At 34.8% G+C, this 17,043-nt stretch carries 19 protein-coding genes; 3 read left to right on the top strand and 16 right to left on the bottom strand.

Annotation, left to right across the window (positions count from 1 at the left end):
* The 4 genes from MHB75_RS12855 to rpsF form a co-directional block, all read right to left on the bottom strand.
* Entirely contained in the window at window positions 1–954 is a 954-nt protein-coding gene (locus MHB75_RS12855; RefSeq protein ID WP_340998146.1) for a YybS family protein, read from the bottom strand.
* Between the two features lie 162 nt (window positions 955–1,116).
* On the bottom strand, window positions 1,117–1,353 hold the full coding sequence (gene rpsR / locus MHB75_RS12860; RefSeq protein WP_068456906.1) for a 30S ribosomal protein S18: 237 nt from the start codon (window positions 1,351–1,353) through the stop codon (window positions 1,117–1,119).
* Window positions 1,354–1,389: 36 nt separating this feature from the next.
* Entirely contained in the window at window positions 1,390–1,923 is a 534-nt protein-coding gene (gene ssb, locus MHB75_RS12865; protein WP_068456903.1) for a single-stranded DNA-binding protein, read from the bottom strand.
* A 38-nt stretch (window positions 1,924–1,961) separates the two neighbouring features.
* Window positions 1,962–2,252: a 30S ribosomal protein S6 gene (gene rpsF / locus MHB75_RS12870; protein WP_068456899.1), complete on the bottom strand. Its 291-nt coding sequence runs from the start codon at window positions 2,250–2,252 to the stop codon at window positions 1,962–1,964.
* A 158-nt stretch (window positions 2,253–2,410) separates the two neighbouring features.
* On the opposite strand from rpsF, the gene MHB75_RS12875 reads away from it, so the two are divergent.
* Window positions 2,411–2,974: a DUF3267 domain-containing protein gene (locus MHB75_RS12875; RefSeq protein ID WP_340998148.1), complete on the top strand. Its 564-nt coding sequence runs from the start codon at window positions 2,411–2,413 to the stop codon at window positions 2,972–2,974.
* Window positions 2,975–2,992: 18 nt separating this feature from the next.
* Here the strand turns inward: MHB75_RS12875 and ychF are convergent, their stop codons facing one another.
* From ychF to rpmH, 12 genes are all read right to left on the bottom strand, one after another.
* The gene (ychF, locus tag MHB75_RS12880) at window positions 2,993–4,093 is read right to left on the bottom strand and encodes a redox-regulated ATPase YchF (protein ID WP_068456893.1); all 1,101 of its coding nucleotides are present in this window, start codon (window positions 4,091–4,093) and stop codon (window positions 2,993–2,995) included.
* A gap of 76 nt (window positions 4,094–4,169) precedes the next feature.
* Window positions 4,170–4,376, bottom strand: a complete 207-nt coding sequence (locus MHB75_RS12885) for a DUF951 domain-containing protein (protein WP_141272262.1) — start codon at window positions 4,374–4,376, stop codon at window positions 4,170–4,172.
* A gap of 2 nt (window positions 4,377–4,378) precedes the next feature.
* A complete protein-coding gene (locus tag MHB75_RS12890) occupies window positions 4,379–5,287 on the bottom strand; it encodes a mechanosensitive ion channel family protein (RefSeq protein WP_340998150.1) in 909 nt (302 codons plus the stop codon).
* A 150-nt stretch (window positions 5,288–5,437) separates the two neighbouring features.
* Window positions 5,438–6,277: a ParB/RepB/Spo0J family partition protein gene (locus MHB75_RS12895; protein ID WP_340998152.1), complete on the bottom strand. Its 840-nt coding sequence runs from the start codon at window positions 6,275–6,277 to the stop codon at window positions 5,438–5,440.
* Window positions 6,270–7,031, bottom strand: coding sequence for a ParA family protein (locus MHB75_RS12900; protein ID WP_340998154.1), 762 nt, complete (start codon window positions 7,029–7,031; stop codon window positions 6,270–6,272). Before MHB75_RS12900 ends, MHB75_RS12895 begins: the two co-directional genes overlap by 8 nt.
* Window positions 7,032–7,145: 114 nt before the next feature.
* Window positions 7,146–7,991: a nucleoid occlusion protein gene (gene noc, locus MHB75_RS12905; RefSeq protein WP_340998156.1), complete on the bottom strand. Its 846-nt coding sequence runs from the start codon at window positions 7,989–7,991 to the stop codon at window positions 7,146–7,148.
* Window positions 7,992–8,147: 156 nt separating this feature from the next.
* Window positions 8,148–8,864 carry a 16S rRNA (guanine(527)-N(7))-methyltransferase RsmG gene (gene rsmG / locus MHB75_RS12910; RefSeq protein ID WP_340998158.1) on the bottom strand — a complete coding sequence of 239 codons (717 nt, stop codon included), beginning with the start codon at window positions 8,862–8,864 and terminating at the stop codon, window positions 8,148–8,150.
* A 31-nt stretch (window positions 8,865–8,895) separates the two neighbouring features.
* Complete coding sequence (mnmG, locus tag MHB75_RS12915) at window positions 8,896–10,785, bottom strand: tRNA uridine-5-carboxymethylaminomethyl(34) synthesis enzyme MnmG (protein ID WP_340998159.1); 1,890 nt, start codon at window positions 10,783–10,785, stop codon at window positions 8,896–8,898.
* 32 nt (window positions 10,786–10,817) lie between these two features.
* Window positions 10,818–12,206: a tRNA uridine-5-carboxymethylaminomethyl(34) synthesis GTPase MnmE gene (gene mnmE / locus MHB75_RS12920; RefSeq protein WP_068456871.1), complete on the bottom strand. Its 1,389-nt coding sequence runs from the start codon at window positions 12,204–12,206 to the stop codon at window positions 10,818–10,820.
* 151 nt (window positions 12,207–12,357) lie between these two features.
* Window positions 12,358–13,089, bottom strand: a complete 732-nt coding sequence (gene jag / locus MHB75_RS12925) for an RNA-binding cell elongation regulator Jag/EloR (RefSeq protein WP_340998163.1) — start codon at window positions 13,087–13,089, stop codon at window positions 12,358–12,360.
* A 67-nt stretch (window positions 13,090–13,156) separates the two neighbouring features.
* Complete coding sequence (gene rnpA, locus MHB75_RS12930) at window positions 13,157–13,546, bottom strand: ribonuclease P protein component (RefSeq protein WP_087682065.1); 390 nt, start codon at window positions 13,544–13,546, stop codon at window positions 13,157–13,159.
* Window positions 13,547–13,647: 101 nt separating this feature from the next.
* Window positions 13,648–13,782 (bottom strand): 50S ribosomal protein L34, encoded by a 135-nt coding sequence (gene rpmH, locus MHB75_RS12935; RefSeq protein ID WP_036200974.1) that lies wholly within the window; start codon window positions 13,780–13,782, stop codon window positions 13,648–13,650.
* Between the two features lie 546 nt (window positions 13,783–14,328).
* Here rpmH and dnaA point away from each other — a divergent pair.
* On the top strand, window positions 14,329–15,672 hold the full coding sequence (gene dnaA / locus MHB75_RS12940; protein ID WP_141272246.1) for a chromosomal replication initiator protein DnaA: 1,344 nt from the start codon (window positions 14,329–14,331) through the stop codon (window positions 15,670–15,672).
* Between the two features lie 168 nt (window positions 15,673–15,840).
* Window positions 15,841–16,977, top strand: coding sequence for a DNA polymerase III subunit beta (dnaN, locus tag MHB75_RS12945; protein WP_068456860.1), 1,137 nt, complete (start codon window positions 15,841–15,843; stop codon window positions 16,975–16,977).
* Window positions 16,978–17,043 lie beyond the last annotated feature (66 nt).

The following is a 17,043-nucleotide window of genomic DNA, read 5'->3' on the forward strand; positions in this document are numbered from 1 at the left end:
CTATTTTGTCTTCTTATCGCCTAGTAATGCGCGAAGTCCAAATCCTAAATCTATTATACCCAGTAACGTGATAAACGAATTCAATGGAATTGCAAAAATTGTTGCAACCCATGCTACTGCTTTTGGCATTTCAGAACGTGCTACCATAAAATGAATAAATGAAACACCCTGTAAAAAGAACAACATCGACAATAATAAATATGCATTTACATAAACAAGATATAAATATGTACCATCTTCAGGTTTCACAATAAATTGCACTAATAAAATAGCAAAATAAAAGAGTAGCAACATTCTTGGTAGTCTTAAGTCTTTGATTGGCGGAAACTTTGGTACAGGAACACGCAATTTTTTTATAACAGGGAAATTAATTGTGATTAATAACCACGCTAAAATAAATGTCGACAAAAATAACATAGCAGGCATTGTATCTGTGAAAATTTTCACAATATTTGCGGCCATTTCATCCGTAAATGTCGATTTAGTATTTGTCAATTTAGCCATTTGCTCTGATAATTCCACATTTTTATACACAGCCGACTTTAACTGCTTTAATGTATCTGTAATTAAATTAATACCTGTAAACTGCATATAAGCAACAATAATTCCAGCCATCGCTACCAACGTAGCTAAACTCGTTGTTAAAAACACTTCTGTTTTACTTCTTTTGTTATGCAATGTATAACCGATTGCGAGACCAATAATAGCAAATAAAGCACTAATCAACATTGCTAATATACCTACAATTAAGAAGTTCACCATTGTACCCGCTACAATGACAAGTAATCCACTTTTCCATGAATAACGGTACACGTGCAAAATAATCGGTAATGGAATAAACCATGTAAAAATAAGTGAAATAACAGGTAAACTACTTAGCAGTGTTAAAAGTACAAACATTGCGGCCATCATTGCACCTGTTGTTAGCTGCCGAACTTTAGGATCTTGCGTCATTTTTAATCTTCCTTTTTTGTTTCAACATGAATATTTTATCTGTTTATTGTACCATGTTTCCCAATTGCAAACAAAAAAGCAAATGGCTACTTTCAAAAGACATATATTAGAAAATCGTATAAAAAAAGACTAGGACGATATGCCCTAGTCTCTTTCAATTACTTATTTATCATCAGTTGTGAATGGAAGTAAAGCCATTACGCGTGAAGTTTTGATAGCAAGTGTTAATTTACGTTGGTATTTCGCACTTGTACCTGTTACACGACGAGGAAGAATTTTTCCTCGTTCAGAGATGAATTTTTTTAGTAAATCAACATCTTTGTAATCGATGTGTTTAATGTTGTTAGCAGTGAAATAGCAAACTTTACGGCGTTTGCGGCCTCCTCTACGTGGTGCCATAGTATATGTCCCCTCCTTGTTTAAATTTGTACACGATTAGAATGGTAAATCGTCATCTGAGATGTCAACTTTACCTTGATCATTTGGCATTGCAAATGGATCTTGTTCTACACGTGTATAGTTTTGTTGATTTGGTGATTGATTTTGCTGATAATTGTTTTGCTGTGGTGCTTGGTTATACGATTGACCGCCACCATACGATGGTTGGTCACCAAATTGTTGGTTCGTTTGTGGAGCACCGCCGCCTGCATTGCGAGGTTCTAAGAACTGTACGCTATCTGCAACAACTTCAGTTGTGTAAACTTTTTTACCATCTTGACCATCATAACTACCTGTTTGGATGCGGCCCTCAACACCCGCTAAAGAACCTTTACGAAGGAAATTAGCTGTGTTTTCGGCTTGCTTACGCCAAACGACGATATTAATGAAGTCTGCTTGTCTTTCGCCTTGTTGGTTCGAGAATGTACGGTTTACAGCAAGTGTAAAACGTGCAACTGCTACACCAGATGGCGTATAACGAAGCTCTGGATCTTTTGTAAGTCTTCCAACTAATACAACACGGTTAATCATCAGAAATCAACCTCCTTATCTATTTTATATCGATGTTATTACTTTTCTTCTTCGCGAACAGCGATGTGGCGGATGATATCTTCGTTGATGTTAGCTAAACGAGTATACTCATCGATTGCCGCAGCTGGAGCAGTAACTTTCATGATTTGGTAGAAACCTTCACGGAAGTCATTGATTTCGTAAGCTAAACGACGTTTACCCCAATCTTTTGATTCATTAAGTTCTGCACCGTTTGAAGTTAAGATTGTGTTGAAACGTTCAACTAAAGCTGCTTTCGCTTCTTCTTCGATGTTTGGACGAATAATGTACATTAATTCGTATTTTCTCATTATTAAGCACCTCCTTATGGACTTAGGCCTAGACTCATTGAGTAAAGGCAAGGAGCTAGTATTTAATACTACTCACATCGTTAAATTGTAACATAGGGATATCCATAGTGCAATAACTTCATATCGAATATACTAAGAATAAAAGGAGATGATTTTTCATGGGAAATTTCGAAAAAGTCGGTGAATTTGAATTAAAAATCGAAGAAATCGTTAAACCTATGACAAAATGGACAATCATTTTAACGCTATTTGTATTAGTTCTTCAATTTGTAATCCATCAAAATTTCACATTTACGATTACCAATTTTCTAATCGGTACATTAATTATCATTCTACTTTACATACTCTTTATGTTTTTACATGAAATTTGTCATCTCATTGGTTTTGTACTATTTGGACACGCTCCTTTAAAAAGTTTGAAGATTGGCGTGAACTTACAAATGGGTGTAGCTTATGCTACAACAACAAAATTAATGCCAAATAAAGCGATGCGAAAAGCACTTCTACTACCTTTTTGGGTGACAGGAGTAGCTCCTACTATTTGCGGCATTTATTTTGATTACACACCACTTACATTAGTGGGTGCTTGGCTTATGGTAGGTGCAATTGGTGATTTTTATATGTACAGACAATTAAAACGTGTAGATGATGCCTACTATATTCAAGATGATACTGAGAATCCTAAACTACATTTCTATACAAAAAAACTCGAAACCGATTGATTTCGAGTTTTCTTTATTTTATACGTTGAATAAGAATTCCATTACATCACCGTCTTGTACAACATATTCTTTACCTTCTAAACGTAAACGTCCAGCCTCTTTTGCTGCTGGTTTTGAACCGTACTCTACTAAATCATCAAATGATACAGTTTCTGCACGGATAAATCCACGCTCAAAATCAGAATGAATAACACCAGCACATTGTGGTGCTTTCATACCTTTACGGAATGTCCAAGCACGTACTTCTTGTACACCTGCAGTAAAGTATGTAGCTAAACCTAATAAGCTATATGCTGCTTTAATTAATTGATCTAAACCTGATTCTTCAATTCCTAATTCTTCTAAGAACATTGCTTTTTCTTCATCATCTAATTGTGCAATTTCTTCTTCAATCTTTGCACAAACAACAATTACTTCAGCGCCTTCTTTAGCTGCATATTCACGAACTTGTTTTACATACTCATTTTCTTCTGAATCTGATACTTCATCTTCAGAAACGTTCGCTACATAAAGAGCAGGTTTTAAAGTTAGTAGGCTTAAACCTTTTACAATTTTCTTCTCTTCATCTGTTAGTTCAACAGAGCGAGCTGGCATTTCGTTCGCAAAAGCATCTTTTAGCTTTTCAAGAACTGCTGCTTCTTCCATCGATTCTTTATCTTTTTGTTTCGCTAATTTACTTACTTTTGCGTAGCGTTTATCCACAGATTCTAAATCGGCTAGGATTAATTCTAAGTTAATTACTTCGATGTCGCTGATTGGATCTACTTTACCTGCTACGTGTGTAATATTCTCATCTTCAAAGCAGCGAACTACTTGTGTAATCGCATCTACTTCACGAATATGAGATAGGAATTTATTTCCTAAACCTTCACCTTGGCTAGCGCCTTTTACAATACCCGCGATGTCTGTAAATTCAAAAGAAGTTGGAACTGTTTTCTTTGGTTCAACTAATTCTGTTAATTTATCAAGACGTGCATCAGGTACTTCTACGATTCCTACGTTTGGATCAATTGTTGCGAATGGATAGTTTGCAGCAAGTGCTCCTGCTTTTGTAATTGCATTAAATAATGTTGATTTACCTACGTTTGGTAAACCGACAATACCGGCTGTTAAAGCCATATATGTCACAACCCTTCAGTTTGTTTGTTTTCAAATTTTCAACTCGTCTTATTATAGTGACTTCTATCGTAAAAGTCTAATTGTCTTCTGGATTCGCTTGTACAAGTACTTTTTTCATTTTTTTCTCAAATTCGCGACGTGGAATCATCACGCTATGTTGACATCCAACGCATTTAATTCGAATGTCTGCACCTAATCGAATAATCTTCCATTCGTTTGTGCCACATGGATGTGCTTTTTTCATTTCAACGATGTCGTTTAAATTATACACTTTTGCTTGCACTCTTATTTTTCCTCCTCTTTATTTTTTGTCGTATCTCGTTCATAAACCATCATTTTAGGATATGGAATTTCAATATGATTTTCATCAAAAATTTCTTTAATATCTTTACGTATTAAATTAGCTGTAGCAAAGTGACGCATTGGTAATGTTTCGACTGACATACGTAATGTAATTTCTGCTCCATTCACATTTTGAACACCTAATAAATTAGGTCGTGTCACGACATCTTCATAACGTTCCACTAAACCGTCTAGATATTCTTCAATTAACCGTTCAGCTTTGTTGATATCTGCATTGTATGCCACACTAATATCCACAATTGCAACGGAGTTATTCACAGAGCAGTTAACAACTTCTAAAATGGAGCCATTCGGAATAATATTTATCTCGCCTTCAATTCCACGAATTTTTGTAGTGCGTAATCCAATTTCGATAACTGTTCCCTGTACTCCAGCAACTTTAATGAAGTCCCCAACACCAAATTGATCCTCAAATATAATGAAGAACCCTGTAATAACATCTTTAACTAAACTTTGCGCACCGAATCCAACTGCTAAACCCACAATACCAGCCCCTGCCAATAGTCCGGCAACTTTTACTTGCATAACAGATAAAATAGCCAAGATTGCAGTAAAGTAAACAACATATGTGATAACGCTTTGTAAAAGTTTCAAAATCGTTTCGTATCGACGTTCACGCTGTTGCGTCATTTTTGTAGGTGCGTGAATCCGTAAATCAAATGCTTTTTTTATCATATGATTTCCGAGATTTACTAAAATAATTGAACAAATTGTAATGGCAATAATTTTTAACAATCCTGTTCCTAATGCTACCCACATATCTTCATCTGTCAGCTTATTCATAACCCATTTATATATTTGACTTTTGGCATTTCCATACAAATTAGACAAATAAAATCCCTCACTTTCACTCGTTTGATTATATAAAAATTATGTTATAGATGCGATGAATCACTATGGAGATTTTATAAAATTTTAATTTAAGTCAAACGATTCCTTTAATTGTGCAGAAGATTTTATTGCACTGCTTTTTATAGCCTATTACTTTTCAAGTATTTCTAAAATGCGTTCTAAATCGTCTTCTGAGAAAAATTCAATTTCAATTTTCCCTTTTTTCTTTCCTTTTGTGATTACAACACTTGTTCCAAAGACATCACGCAATTGATCTTCACGCTCTTGTAAAAATAAATCCTTTTTAGGTTTTTCTTTCGTTTCACGTGAAACATCTTCATTATATTGTTGAACAAGCGCTTCTAACTGACGAACATTTAAACCTTGTTGAACGACTTTAGCTGCTACTTGTGAAATGAGCTTATTACGTTTTAAACTTAGTAATGTACGACCATGTCCCGGTGTAATTATTTGTTCTGCTATTAATTGTTGAACATCTTTTGGTAACGATAGTAAGCGAACTTGATTCGCAATATAGGGACGGCTTTTTCCTAAACGCTGTGCCAATTGTTCTTGTGTAAAATTCAAGTTCTCCATTAAATTTTGATAGGCCTCTGCTTCTTCCAATGCCGTTAAATCTTCACGCTGTAAATTTTCTAAAATAGCTAATTCCATCATTTGTTGTTGATCGAATTCGCGAATAATTGCCGGAATTTCTTTTTGCAAAGCCATTTTAGCAGCTCTAAATCGTCGTTCTCCCACAACTAGTTCATAGCCTTTTCCTTGTTTACGAACAACTACTGGTTGTAAAATGCCATGTTCTTTAATTGATTCTGCTAATTCTTCTAGCGCTTCTTTTTTAAATTCTTTACGTGGTTGATACGGGTTTGGTTTAATATCACGTACTTGAATCTTCTCAACTTTTTCCCCTGCAACTACTTCATCTGTATTAAATAAGGCATTTAATCCTTTTCCTAAACCTTTAGCCAAGCTGATTCACTTCCTTTGCTAATTCTAAATAAACGAACGCACCTTTTGATTTTGCATCATATTCTAAAATAGATTCGCCATGACTTGGCGCTTCACTTAAACGAATATTTCTTGGAATAACTGTTTCATAAACTTGATTACCAAAAAATTGACGAACTTCATCTGCTACTTGTGTACTTAAGTTTGTTCTTATATCAAACATTGTGAGTAAAACACCGGTAATTTTCAAATCTTGATTCAAATGTTTTTGCACTAATGTAATTGTGGATAATAACTGACTCAAACCTTCTAAGGCGTAATATTCACATTGTACTGGAATTATTACTTCATCCGATGCTGTTAGTGCATTTAACGTTAATAATCCTAAAGATGGTGGACAATCAATTAGAATATAATCAAACTGATTTTTTATTTCTTCTAATGCTTTTTTTAAACGTGATTCACGCGAAATAATAGAGACTAATTCAATTTCTGCACCTGCAAGCGCGATTGTCGTCGGCACAATGGATAGATTAGATGTATTGGTTTTATGTATAACTTGATTGATGTGTACATCTCGAACTAATACATCATAAATTGAGTGTTCGATTGTACTTTTATCCACACCTAATCCACTTGTTGCATTTCCTTGTGGATCTAAATCAACAATTAATACACGTTGTCCTAAACTAGCTAAACCTGCACTCAAATTAATCGTTGTGGTTGTTTTACCAACACCACCTTTTTGATTAGCCGTCGCAATTACACGTACCATATAAATTCCACCATCCCTTAATTGTCTGTATTTTCTATATTCTATCAAATTTTTTTCAGTATAAGTATATGAAAAAGGGAAACAGCTCATATGTCTGCTTCCCTTTTACGCAATTTATTTTTTATTTTTTGGTATCTTTACAGTAATTTGATAATACTCATCATGTTCTTCTTCTTCTGCTTTTACATCAATACCTGTTTTATTAACAAGGGTTAATGATTCACGAATTGTATTTAAAGCAATACGAACATCACGACTAACAGACTTCCTTTTAACACGTGGTTTCTTCACCTTTTCAATCGGCTCTAAAATTTCACGAATCCGCTGTTCTAACTGACGCACATTGTAGTCTTGTTCCTTAATTTCTTCTAATAATTGCAATTGCAATTCTTCATTTTTCAAAGGAACTAATGCACGAGCATGACGCTCAGAGATTTCACGTTTTAAAATAGACTCTTTAATTTGTTCAGGTAATTTTAATAGACGCAATTTATTTGCGACAGTCGATTGGCCCTTACCTAAACGTTGCGCTAACGCTTCCTGTGTTAATTCATGTAGCTCTAGCAACTGTTGAAATGCTTGTGCTTCTTCAATTGCTGTTAGTTCTTCTCGTTGAAGATTTTCGATTAATGCGACAGAAGCAGTCTCTTTATCTGACATCTCTCGAATAATAGCTGGGACTTCCACCCATTGTAATGACTTCATCGCACGATATCGGCGTTCACCTGCAATGATTTCGTAATCACCATTCTCCATCGTTCGTACAACAATTGGTTGAATAATCCCATGTGTATGAATTGTTCGAGCTAATTCTTCAATTTTGGAGTCATCAAAAATTGTACGTGGTTGGAAACGGTTCGGATGAATTTTACCAATTGGTAAGTTTAGCACATTTTCAGTTGACTCTTTCGTTACAGTTTTATCGCCGCCACCAAAAATACGTGATAAAGCACTTTTCAAGTTTAGCACCACCTTTTAACGATTATTTCAAGTATATCCTTATTCCACATCATTGTGATAAGTCGATTTTATGTCTGTTTTGTTGCGCAATACCTCTATTATAGTTTCTTTCTACAAAAAAAGTAAGATGACATATCGTTTCACATGAAACATTCGTTATTTAATAGGAGATTTATTCGGTGTTCCAGGTTTTCTTGGATATTTTTTTGGTGTTGCTTTTACTTTATCAAATACATAGATGGTACGTTCACTTTCCTCAACAGGTAACTCAAAAGCAACATGATGCACTAATTTACCACCTAACACAGTAATCGCTTTTTTAGCATCTTTTAATTCATCATCACCACTTGCAGCTTTTAAAGCAAGGAATTGTCCCCCCTCTTTAACAAGAGGCAGACATAGCTCTGATAACACGGATAAGCGTGCTACAGCTCTAGCAGTTACAAGCTCAAACTTTTCGCGGTATTGAGGGTTTTGACCAAATTCTTCTGCTCGCGCATGTACAAATTCGACATGATCTAAACCAATTTCATCGCTTAAATGATTTAAGAATTGAATACGTTTATTCAAAGAATCCACAATCGTAATGTGTAAATGTGGATAACAAATTTTAATTGGTAAACTTGGGAAACCAGCCCCTGCACCTACATCACATACAGTTGTAACTTTTGTAAAATCAAAATGGAAACTTGCACTAATTGAATCGTAGAAGTGCTTTAGGTAAACAGATGGTTCATCTGTAATCGCTGTAAGATTCATTTTTTCATTCCATTCAACTAAAATTTCAAAGTAGCGACGGAATTGTTGAATTTGTTTTTCTGATAACTCAATACCTTGTTCTTTTAACGCTTGTATAAACTGTTCCTCGTTCATATTGTTCCCCTCTCATCTCGACTAAATTGATTTATGCTTGTGCGATTTTAGCAATTTTACCTTGTTCAATATACACTAATAAAATTGAAATATCGGCTGGATTTACACCTGAAATTCGTGATGCTTGTGCAACAGTTAATGGACGAATCTCTTTTAGCTTTTCACGTGCTTCTGTCGCAATTCCTGAAATGGCATCGTAATCAATTTGCTCTGGAATTTTCTTACCTTCCATTTTCTTAAGCTTTTCAACTTGTTGTAAAGCTTTTTCAATATAACCTTCGTACTTCACTTGAATTTCTACTTGTTCTTTCACATCTTCAGGTAGTTCAGGAGCTTCTGTCACTTTAGCAACAAAATCATAATTTAATTCTGGACGTTTTAATAAATCTGTTCCATGAATACCATCTTTTAAAGGACTACTGCCCATTTCAGTTAAAGCTTCATTGACAAGACGTGGTTTTATGCCAAATTCAGCTAGACGATTAATTTCAGCTTTTACTAACTCACGTTTTTCAACAAATTTGTTATAACGCTCTTCAGAAACAAGACCTAATTCAAAAGCTTTTTCTGTTAAACGCATATCTGCATTATCGTGACGTAGTAATAAACGATATTCTGCACGTGATGTTAATAAACGATACGGTTCATTTGTACCTTTTGTAACTAAGTCATCAATTAAAACACCGATATAAGCATCTGCACGACCTAAAATAACTTCTTCTTTGCCTAATACGCGCGCTGCTGCATTAATACCAGCCATCATTCCTTGACCTGCTGCTTCTTCATAACCAGAAGTACCATTAATTTGACCAGCTGTGTATAAGTTTTTAATCTTTTTCGTTTCAAGTGTTGGCCATAATTGTGTAGGAACTACTGCATCATACTCAATCGCATAACCTGCACGCATCATTTCAGCTTTTTCTAATCCTGGGATTGTCTCAAGCATTTTACGTTGAATATGTTCAGGTAAACTTGTGGATAAACCTTGTACATAAACTTCTTGTGTATTACGTCCTTCTGGTTCTAAGAACAGTTGGTGACGTGGTTTATCATTAAAACGTACAATTTTCGTTTCAATTGATGGACAATAACGTGGACCTGCACCTGTAATCACACCTGTGAACATTGGTGATGAATCTAAGTTATCATTAATAATTTGATGTGTTTCAGGACTTGTATATGTTAACCAACATGGAATTTGATCCATAATGAATTCAGTTGTTTCAAAACTGAATGCACGTGGCTCTTCATCGCCTGGTTGAATTTCTGTTTTTGAGTAATCAATTGTTTTACTATTTACGCGAGGTGGCGTACCTGTTTTAAAACGCACCATTTCAAACCCTAAATCACGCATATTATCTGCTAATTTAATCGATGGTTGTTGATTATTTGGACCTGATGAATATTTTAAGTCGCCAATAATAATTTCGCCGCGTAAAAATGTACCTGTTGTAATAACAACTGTTTCTGCACGATATACAGCACCAACTTGTGTAATTAATCCTTTAATTTCACCATCTTCAACGATTAACTCGTCTACCATTGCTTGGTGAATTGTTAAATTATCTTGTTCTTCTAATAATTGTTTCATAGCTTGTTGATATAAAACTTTATCTGCTTGCGCACGTAATGCACGTACAGCTGGACCTTTACCAGTATTCAGCATACGCATTTGAATATGAGTTTGGTCGATGACTTTTCCCATCGCACCTCCCATTGCGTCAATTTCACGAACGACAATTCCTTTTGCCGGTCCACCAACTGATGGATTACATGGCATAAAAGCAATCATATCTAAATTAATTGTTAAAACGAGTGTTTTTGCGCCCATACGCGCTGAAGCATAAGCAGCTTCTACTCCTGCATGACCTGCTCCTACTACGATGACATCAAACGTGCCTGCTTCAAATGTGTTTGGCATGTTCGTACTTCCCTTCTTTTTTAAAAATAAATTTATTTTCCTAAACAGAATTGTGAGAATAACTGATTTAATAAACTTTCTTGCATTGTATCGCCGATAATTTCTCCAAGGATTTCCCATGTACGTGTTACATCAATTTGAATCATATCCACAGGCACATCTGCCTCTGCTGCATTAATCGCATCTGTGATACGATCTAATGCTTGATGCAGTAACGCAATATGACGTGAATTCGATACATACGTAGCATCTCCGGCATCAATTGAACCTTCAAAGAACATCGAAGAAATTGCTTCCTCTAAAGCGTCTACACCTTCTTCATTTAAAATAGATGTTGTAATCACACGACGATCCTTTGCTAAAGTCTTCACTTGATCTAAATCGATATTTTGTTCTAAATCTGTTTTATTTACAACGACAATATAATTCATATCTTGAATTGTTTCGAAAAGACGTAAATCTTCGTCTGTTAATGCTTGATTATAATTTACAACAAATAAAATGAGATCTGCTTCATGTAATACTTGGCGTGAACGTTCTACACCAATACGTTCTACAATATCTTCTGTTTCGCGAATACCTGCTGTATCCACAAGACGAAGTGGCACACCACGAACATTGACATACTCTTCAATGATATCACGAGTTGTTCCCGCAACATCTGTTACGATTGCTTTATTTTCTTGTACTAAACTGTTTAAAAGCGATGATTTCCCTACATTTGGACGTCCTAAAATAACTGTGGATAAACCTTCTCGTAAAATCTTACCTTGTGAAGAAGTTTGTAATAACTTTTCGATTTCACCTTTTACCCAATTTGATTTTTCAAGCATAAGTGGAATTGTCATTTCTTCCACATCATCATATTCTGGATAATCAATATTTACTTCTACTTGTGCAAGCACTTCAATTAGTGCTTGGCGTAACTGTGTAATCAAACGAGACAATTTTCCGTCCATCTGTCCTAAAGCTACATTCATCGCGCGATCTGTTTTCGCACGAATTAAATCCATTACTGCTTCCGCTTGAGATAAATCAATTCGCCCATTTAAAAATGCGCGTTTTGTAAATTCACCAGGCTCAGCCATGCGTGCACCGTTTCGTAAAATAAGTTGAAGTACACGATTCACAGTAACGAGACCACCATGACAGTTAATCTCAACTACATCTTCACGTGTAAAAGTTTTTGGCCCCTTCATAATTGAAACCATGACTTCTTCCACAACTTGTCCACTATCCACTTCTTTTAAATGACCATAATGAATTGTGTGAGATGGTGCTTCCATCAAACTTTTTCCACTCGGGGAATGAAATACACGATCAGCAATTGCAAATGCCTCTTCACCACTAATGCGTACAATCGCAATCGCCCCTTCTCCTGGTGGCGTAGAAATTGCCGCAATTGTATCAAATTCAAACATCTTTTGAATCCTCCTTGGATCTAATTTTCCGTAATTCACTAATGATATATGTTAACATAAATTCTTTTTTCACTACACTCATATTACTTCAAAAAATAAAGAGTCCTTCTCCGTAAAAACGTGAGAAGGACTCTTTCACAATCCTTTAATACTATGAGCGAATAGGTTCAATTACTAAATGGCGACGGTTCGCGTCACCTTCAGAAAAAGTATCCACATCCAAACGTCTCGCTAACGAATGATGAATAATTTTTCTTTCACTAGATGGCATTGGTTCTAAATCAATACGTTTACCTGTGGATACAGCTTGATCAGCTAAACGATGTGCCAATTCAATTAATGCTTCTCTACGCTTTTGGCGATAGTTTTCCACATCTAATTCTAAAGTAAGGTAGCGCGTTGTATATTTTTGTACAACTAATTGCGAAACTAGTTGAAGTGAGTTCAATGTTTGACCTCGTTTTCCAATTAACAGTGCTGCTTTCTCGCTTGATAATTGAATATGAATTGTTTTCTGCTTTTGTATAACATCCATTTGCAAGTCATGGATATCCATTTGCTTTACGATAGACTCAATATACGTTTTTGCTTCTTCAATTGCACGGGTGTCATCATGCTTTATTTGAATTTCTTCTTTTTCCACAGAGTTATCTACAGTTTGTGGATGAACTTCATCATTTTCTACTTCTTCAATTTCTGGTTCAACCAGTATTAATTTCTTTTTTACATGAACATGTGCATCACGAACACCAATGCCTAAAAAACCTTTTTTAGGCTCCTGTAAAATTTCTATTTCTACTTGGTCATGGGTCAAATCAAGTTTTTTCAAAGCATTCGCAACAGCCTCTTCGACTGTTTTCGCGACTTGGATCGATTCTTTCAATTGGGCCCCTCCTGTTGTTCGCAGGATGAAGTAATGTAGAAATCTTTTTAGTGATCGCCCCTGCGAGTCAATTCATTTTCTCTATTTTATCATGCTTATTCTGCTTAACTCTAGTAGTTCTCTTCAAAAATTTAGAGATTTTTAAAACATGTTCTAAACTCTTTTTTACTTCTTCAAAATTCATTGTGGCCGCCGGTTTTCTGGCGATAATGACGTAATCCATATCTTGACGTAACTCAAGATCTAGCTCGTGAAAGCTTTGTCGGATATAACGTTTAATTTGGTTTCGTGTTACGGCATTTCCTAACTTCTTACTCACAGATAAACCGATACGAAACTGTTCTTGCTCTTCTTTTGCTAAACCGTAAACAACAAATTGACGATTCGCAAAAGATTTACCTCTTCGAAATACTTTTTGAAAGTCATGTTCTGACTTCACTCTACGACTTTTTTTCATCGTTCACCTGCTCAACAATTATTGAATAGAGTTGTCCGTGCCAAAAATTGACACGAACCTCTCAAAAGAAAAAGACCACTGATGTTGGTCAGTGGACTTGCTTATGCTGATAATACTTTTCTACCTTTACGACGACGAGCTGCTAATACGCGACGACCGTTTTTAGAACTCATACGAGCACGGAAACCATGCACTTTGCTATGTTTACGTTTTTTTGGTTGGTATGTGCGTTTCATTGTGTAATACACCTCCTGTTGAAAGTCTAAAGTCCATTTATAAATGCTACAGACAGTCTTGCACATTATAGCGTTTTTATAAATAGTTTGTCAATACGGATCCCAAAAAGTCTGCTTCAAAAATACCCTGATTTTCATTGCTAAATAACAAATAAGATTTATCCACAAATCTTATTTTGGTTATACAGAAAGCTTGTGACTAAAAATTTTCAGATATTTTTTATCCACAGGTATTATCTACAAGTTTTTCACAAATTAATACCCTGTGGATAAAGTTATTCGAGTGGTAACCTCCCACTGTGGATAAGTACTTTAAATACTCGTATACCAATTATTAAAGGACTTCAGTTTTGTTGAAATGTTTGTATACAATTTTTCCCTTAACTCTATTTTTCCACAATTTATTATAACCTGTGGATAAAGTTATTTGCACCCTCTTAACAACACTTATCCACAGGTTGTTGCTATTGTGTATAATTCTATTTTCATGTATATTAAACATTGCGCTTTTATTTACATAAAAATTAATTGAAAGGAGAGACGATTTTGAACCAAGAAGAACTGAAACATTTTTGGAATCAGGTGTTACATGAGGCCAAAAAAATCATATCGAAACCAAGCTTTGATACTTGGCTTAAATCAACTGAATTAATTGCATATGAAGATGATCAACTCGTTGTTTCAGCTGAAAACTCATTTTCAAAAGAATGGTTAGCTAAAAATTATGTAACTACAATTCAAGGGATTGTTAAAAAATTAACGGGTTCGTCATTGGATATTCATTTTACTGAAGTAGCAGATGATGATTTTCAACCATCAACTAAACGTAAGAAAAAAGAGTTACCTGTCGTTGCAAATGATCACTCTCCAGCAATGTTAAATACAAAAAATACATTTGATACATTTGTAATCGGACCTGGAAATCGCTTTGCACATGCTGCATCATTAGCTGTAGCTGAAGCACCAGCAAAAGCTTATAACCCTTTGTTTTTACATGGGGGAGTAGGTTTAGGAAAAACACATTTAATGCATGCAATTGGTCATTATGTGTTAGAACATGACCCAAATGCGAAAGTAGTTTATTTATCTTCGGAGAAATTCACAAATGAATTTATTAATTCAATTCGTGATAATAATACGGAGGCTTTTCGTAATAAATATCGAAAAGTAGATGTGTTATTAATTGATGATATCCAGTTTTTAGCTGGAAAAGAATCTACTCAAGAAGAGTTCTTTCATACATTTAATACCCTACATGAAGAGTCTAAACAAATTATTATTTCAAGTGACCGCCAACCGAAAGAGATTCCAACATTAGAAGATCGTTTACGTTCTCGTTTTGAATGGGGATTGATTATCGATATTGGTCCACCTGATTTAGAAACACGTATTGCCATATTAAGAAAAAAAGCTGATGCAGATGGTTTGCAAATTTCAGATGATGTAATGAGTTATATTGCAAGTCAAATTGATTCGAACATTCGAGAGTTAGAGGGTGCTTTAACACGAGTTGTTGCTTATTCAAACTTACTAAATCAACCTTTAACAGCTGAATTAGCTGCTGAAGCTTTAAAAAGCATCATGCCTTCAACAACTCCAAAAATTTTATCCATTTTGGATATTCAAAAGACTGTTGGGGAACACTATGGTATTAAACTTGAAGATTTTTCTGCTAAAAAGAGAACAAAATCAATTGCTTTTCCTCGTCAAGTAGCTATGTATTTATCACGAGAAATGACAGACTCCTCACTACCAAAAATAGGTGAAGAATTTGGCGGTCGTGATCATACAACTGTAATTCACGCACATGAAAAAATTACATCCTTATTAAAAACAGACGCAATTTTACAAGATGATATTAAACAGATTAAAACCAAGTTAAGTAATTAGCTTGTGGATAAATTAGATTTTTAACCACACACTTATACACAGTCTATCTACAAGCAGATAGACTGATTTTATTCGTACGAGATGGGTTATCCACAGAATCCACACCCCCTATTACTTAAACTATTAAAAATAATATTAATTAATAATATATAAAGAGAGGTTATTTACATGAAATTCAACATAGTAAGAGATCAGTTATTAAATGCACTAAATGATGTAATGAAAGCTGTAAGTTCAAAAACAACGATTCCAATTTTAACAGGTATTAAAATTGATGTATCTACAGAAGGTATTCGTTTAACAGGTAGTGATGCAGATATTACAATTCAAACATTTATTCCAACTGAAAAAGACGGTCAACAATTAATTCAAATTGATGAAACAGGTTCAATTGTTTTACAAGCTCGTATGTTTAACGAAATTATTCGTAAATTACCAACAAATGAAGTTGAAATTGAAGTAACTGAAAATTATCAAACGCGTATTCGTTCTGGTAAATCGGATTTCCACTTAATCGGCTTAGAACCAAATGAATATCCAATGCTTCCAGAAGTAAGTGAAGAAAATCAAATTTCAATTCCTGGAGATTTATTAAAATCGATTATTCGTGAAACAGTATTTGCAGTTTCAACAAGTGAATCGCGTCCTGTATTAACAGGAGTAAATTGGAAAGTTACAGAAGAAGGACTTATTTGCGTTGCAACAGACAGCCATCGTTTAGCACGTAGAATTGTCACGCTGGACAATTTACCAAAAGATGTGGAAAGTGTTGTTATCCCAGGGAAGAGTCTAACTGAATTAAGCAAAATTCTTTCAGATTCATCTACACCTGTGAATATCTATATGACAAATCAACAAGTATTATTCAAAACTGAAGATGTTCTTTTCTTCTCACGTTTATTAGAGGGGAATTATCCTGATACAAATCGCTTAATCCCAGAAACATATCAAACTACTGTACAAATTAACGGTAAAGAATTATTACAAGCTATCGATCGTGCATCACTTTTAGCACGTGAAGAACGCAATAATGTTGTTCGTTTTTCAACTTTAGATCAAAACCAAATCGAAATTTCTTCAAATTCACCTGAGATTGGTAAGGTTGAAGAAGAAATTCAAGTACAAGAATTAACGGGTGATGAATTGCGTATTTCATTTAGTGCGAAATATATGATGGATGCTCTAAAATCAATAGATGGTCAAGATGTAATCATTCAATTCACTGGTGCGATGCGTCCGTTTATCATTCGTTCAATTCATGACGACTCGATTCTACAGCTGATTTTACCTGTGCGTACGTATTAATATTTTAAAATAGCAACAGCGCGAATTATTTCCCAAGCGAGTTTAGTACCAGGTGCTAAATTCGCT

This window comes from Kurthia sp. FSL E2-0154 (assembly GCF_038003625.1).
Taxonomy (GTDB): domain Bacteria; phylum Bacillota; class Bacilli; order Bacillales_A; family Planococcaceae; genus Kurthia; species Kurthia gibsonii.

Bases quoted from the DNA above. Each gene is read 5' to 3' on its own strand.
- MHB75_RS12855 (WP_340998146.1), bottom strand. From the start codon at position 954: ATGACGCAAGATCCTAAAGTTCGGCAGCTAACAACAGGTGCAATGATG.
- rpsR (WP_068456906.1), bottom strand. From the start codon at position 1,353: ATGGCACCACGTAGAGGAGGCCGCAAACGCCGTAAAGTTTGCTATTTC.
- ssb (WP_068456903.1), bottom strand. From the start codon at position 1,923: ATGATTAACCGTGTTGTATTAGTTGGAAGACTTACAAAAGATCCAGAG.
- rpsF (WP_068456899.1), bottom strand. From the start codon at position 2,252: ATGAGAAAATACGAATTAATGTACATTATTCGTCCAAACATCGAAGAA.
- MHB75_RS12875 (WP_340998148.1), top strand. From the start codon at position 2,411: ATGGGAAATTTCGAAAAAGTCGGTGAATTTGAATTAAAAATCGAAGAA.
- ychF (WP_068456893.1), bottom strand. From the start codon at position 4,093: ATGGCTTTAACAGCCGGTATTGTCGGTTTACCAAACGTAGGTAAATCA.
- MHB75_RS12900 (WP_340998154.1), bottom strand. From the start codon at position 7,031: ATGGTACGTGTAATTGCGACGGCTAATCAAAAAGGTGGTGTTGGTAAA.
- rsmG (WP_340998158.1), bottom strand. From the start codon at position 8,864: ATGAACGAGGAACAGTTTATACAAGCGTTAAAAGAACAAGGTATTGAG.
- mnmG (WP_340998159.1), bottom strand. From the start codon at position 10,785: ATGCCAAACACATTTGAAGCAGGCACGTTTGATGTCATCGTAGTAGGA.
- mnmE (WP_068456871.1), bottom strand. From the start codon at position 12,206: ATGTTTGAATTTGATACAATTGCGGCAATTTCTACGCCACCAGGAGAA.
- rnpA (WP_087682065.1), bottom strand. From the start codon at position 13,546: ATGAAAAAAAGTCGTAGAGTGAAGTCAGAACATGACTTTCAAAAAGTA.
- rpmH (WP_036200974.1), bottom strand. From the start codon at position 13,782: ATGAAACGCACATACCAACCAAAAAAACGTAAACATAGCAAAGTGCAT.
- dnaN (WP_068456860.1), top strand. From the start codon at position 15,841: ATGAAATTCAACATAGTAAGAGATCAGTTATTAAATGCACTAAATGAT.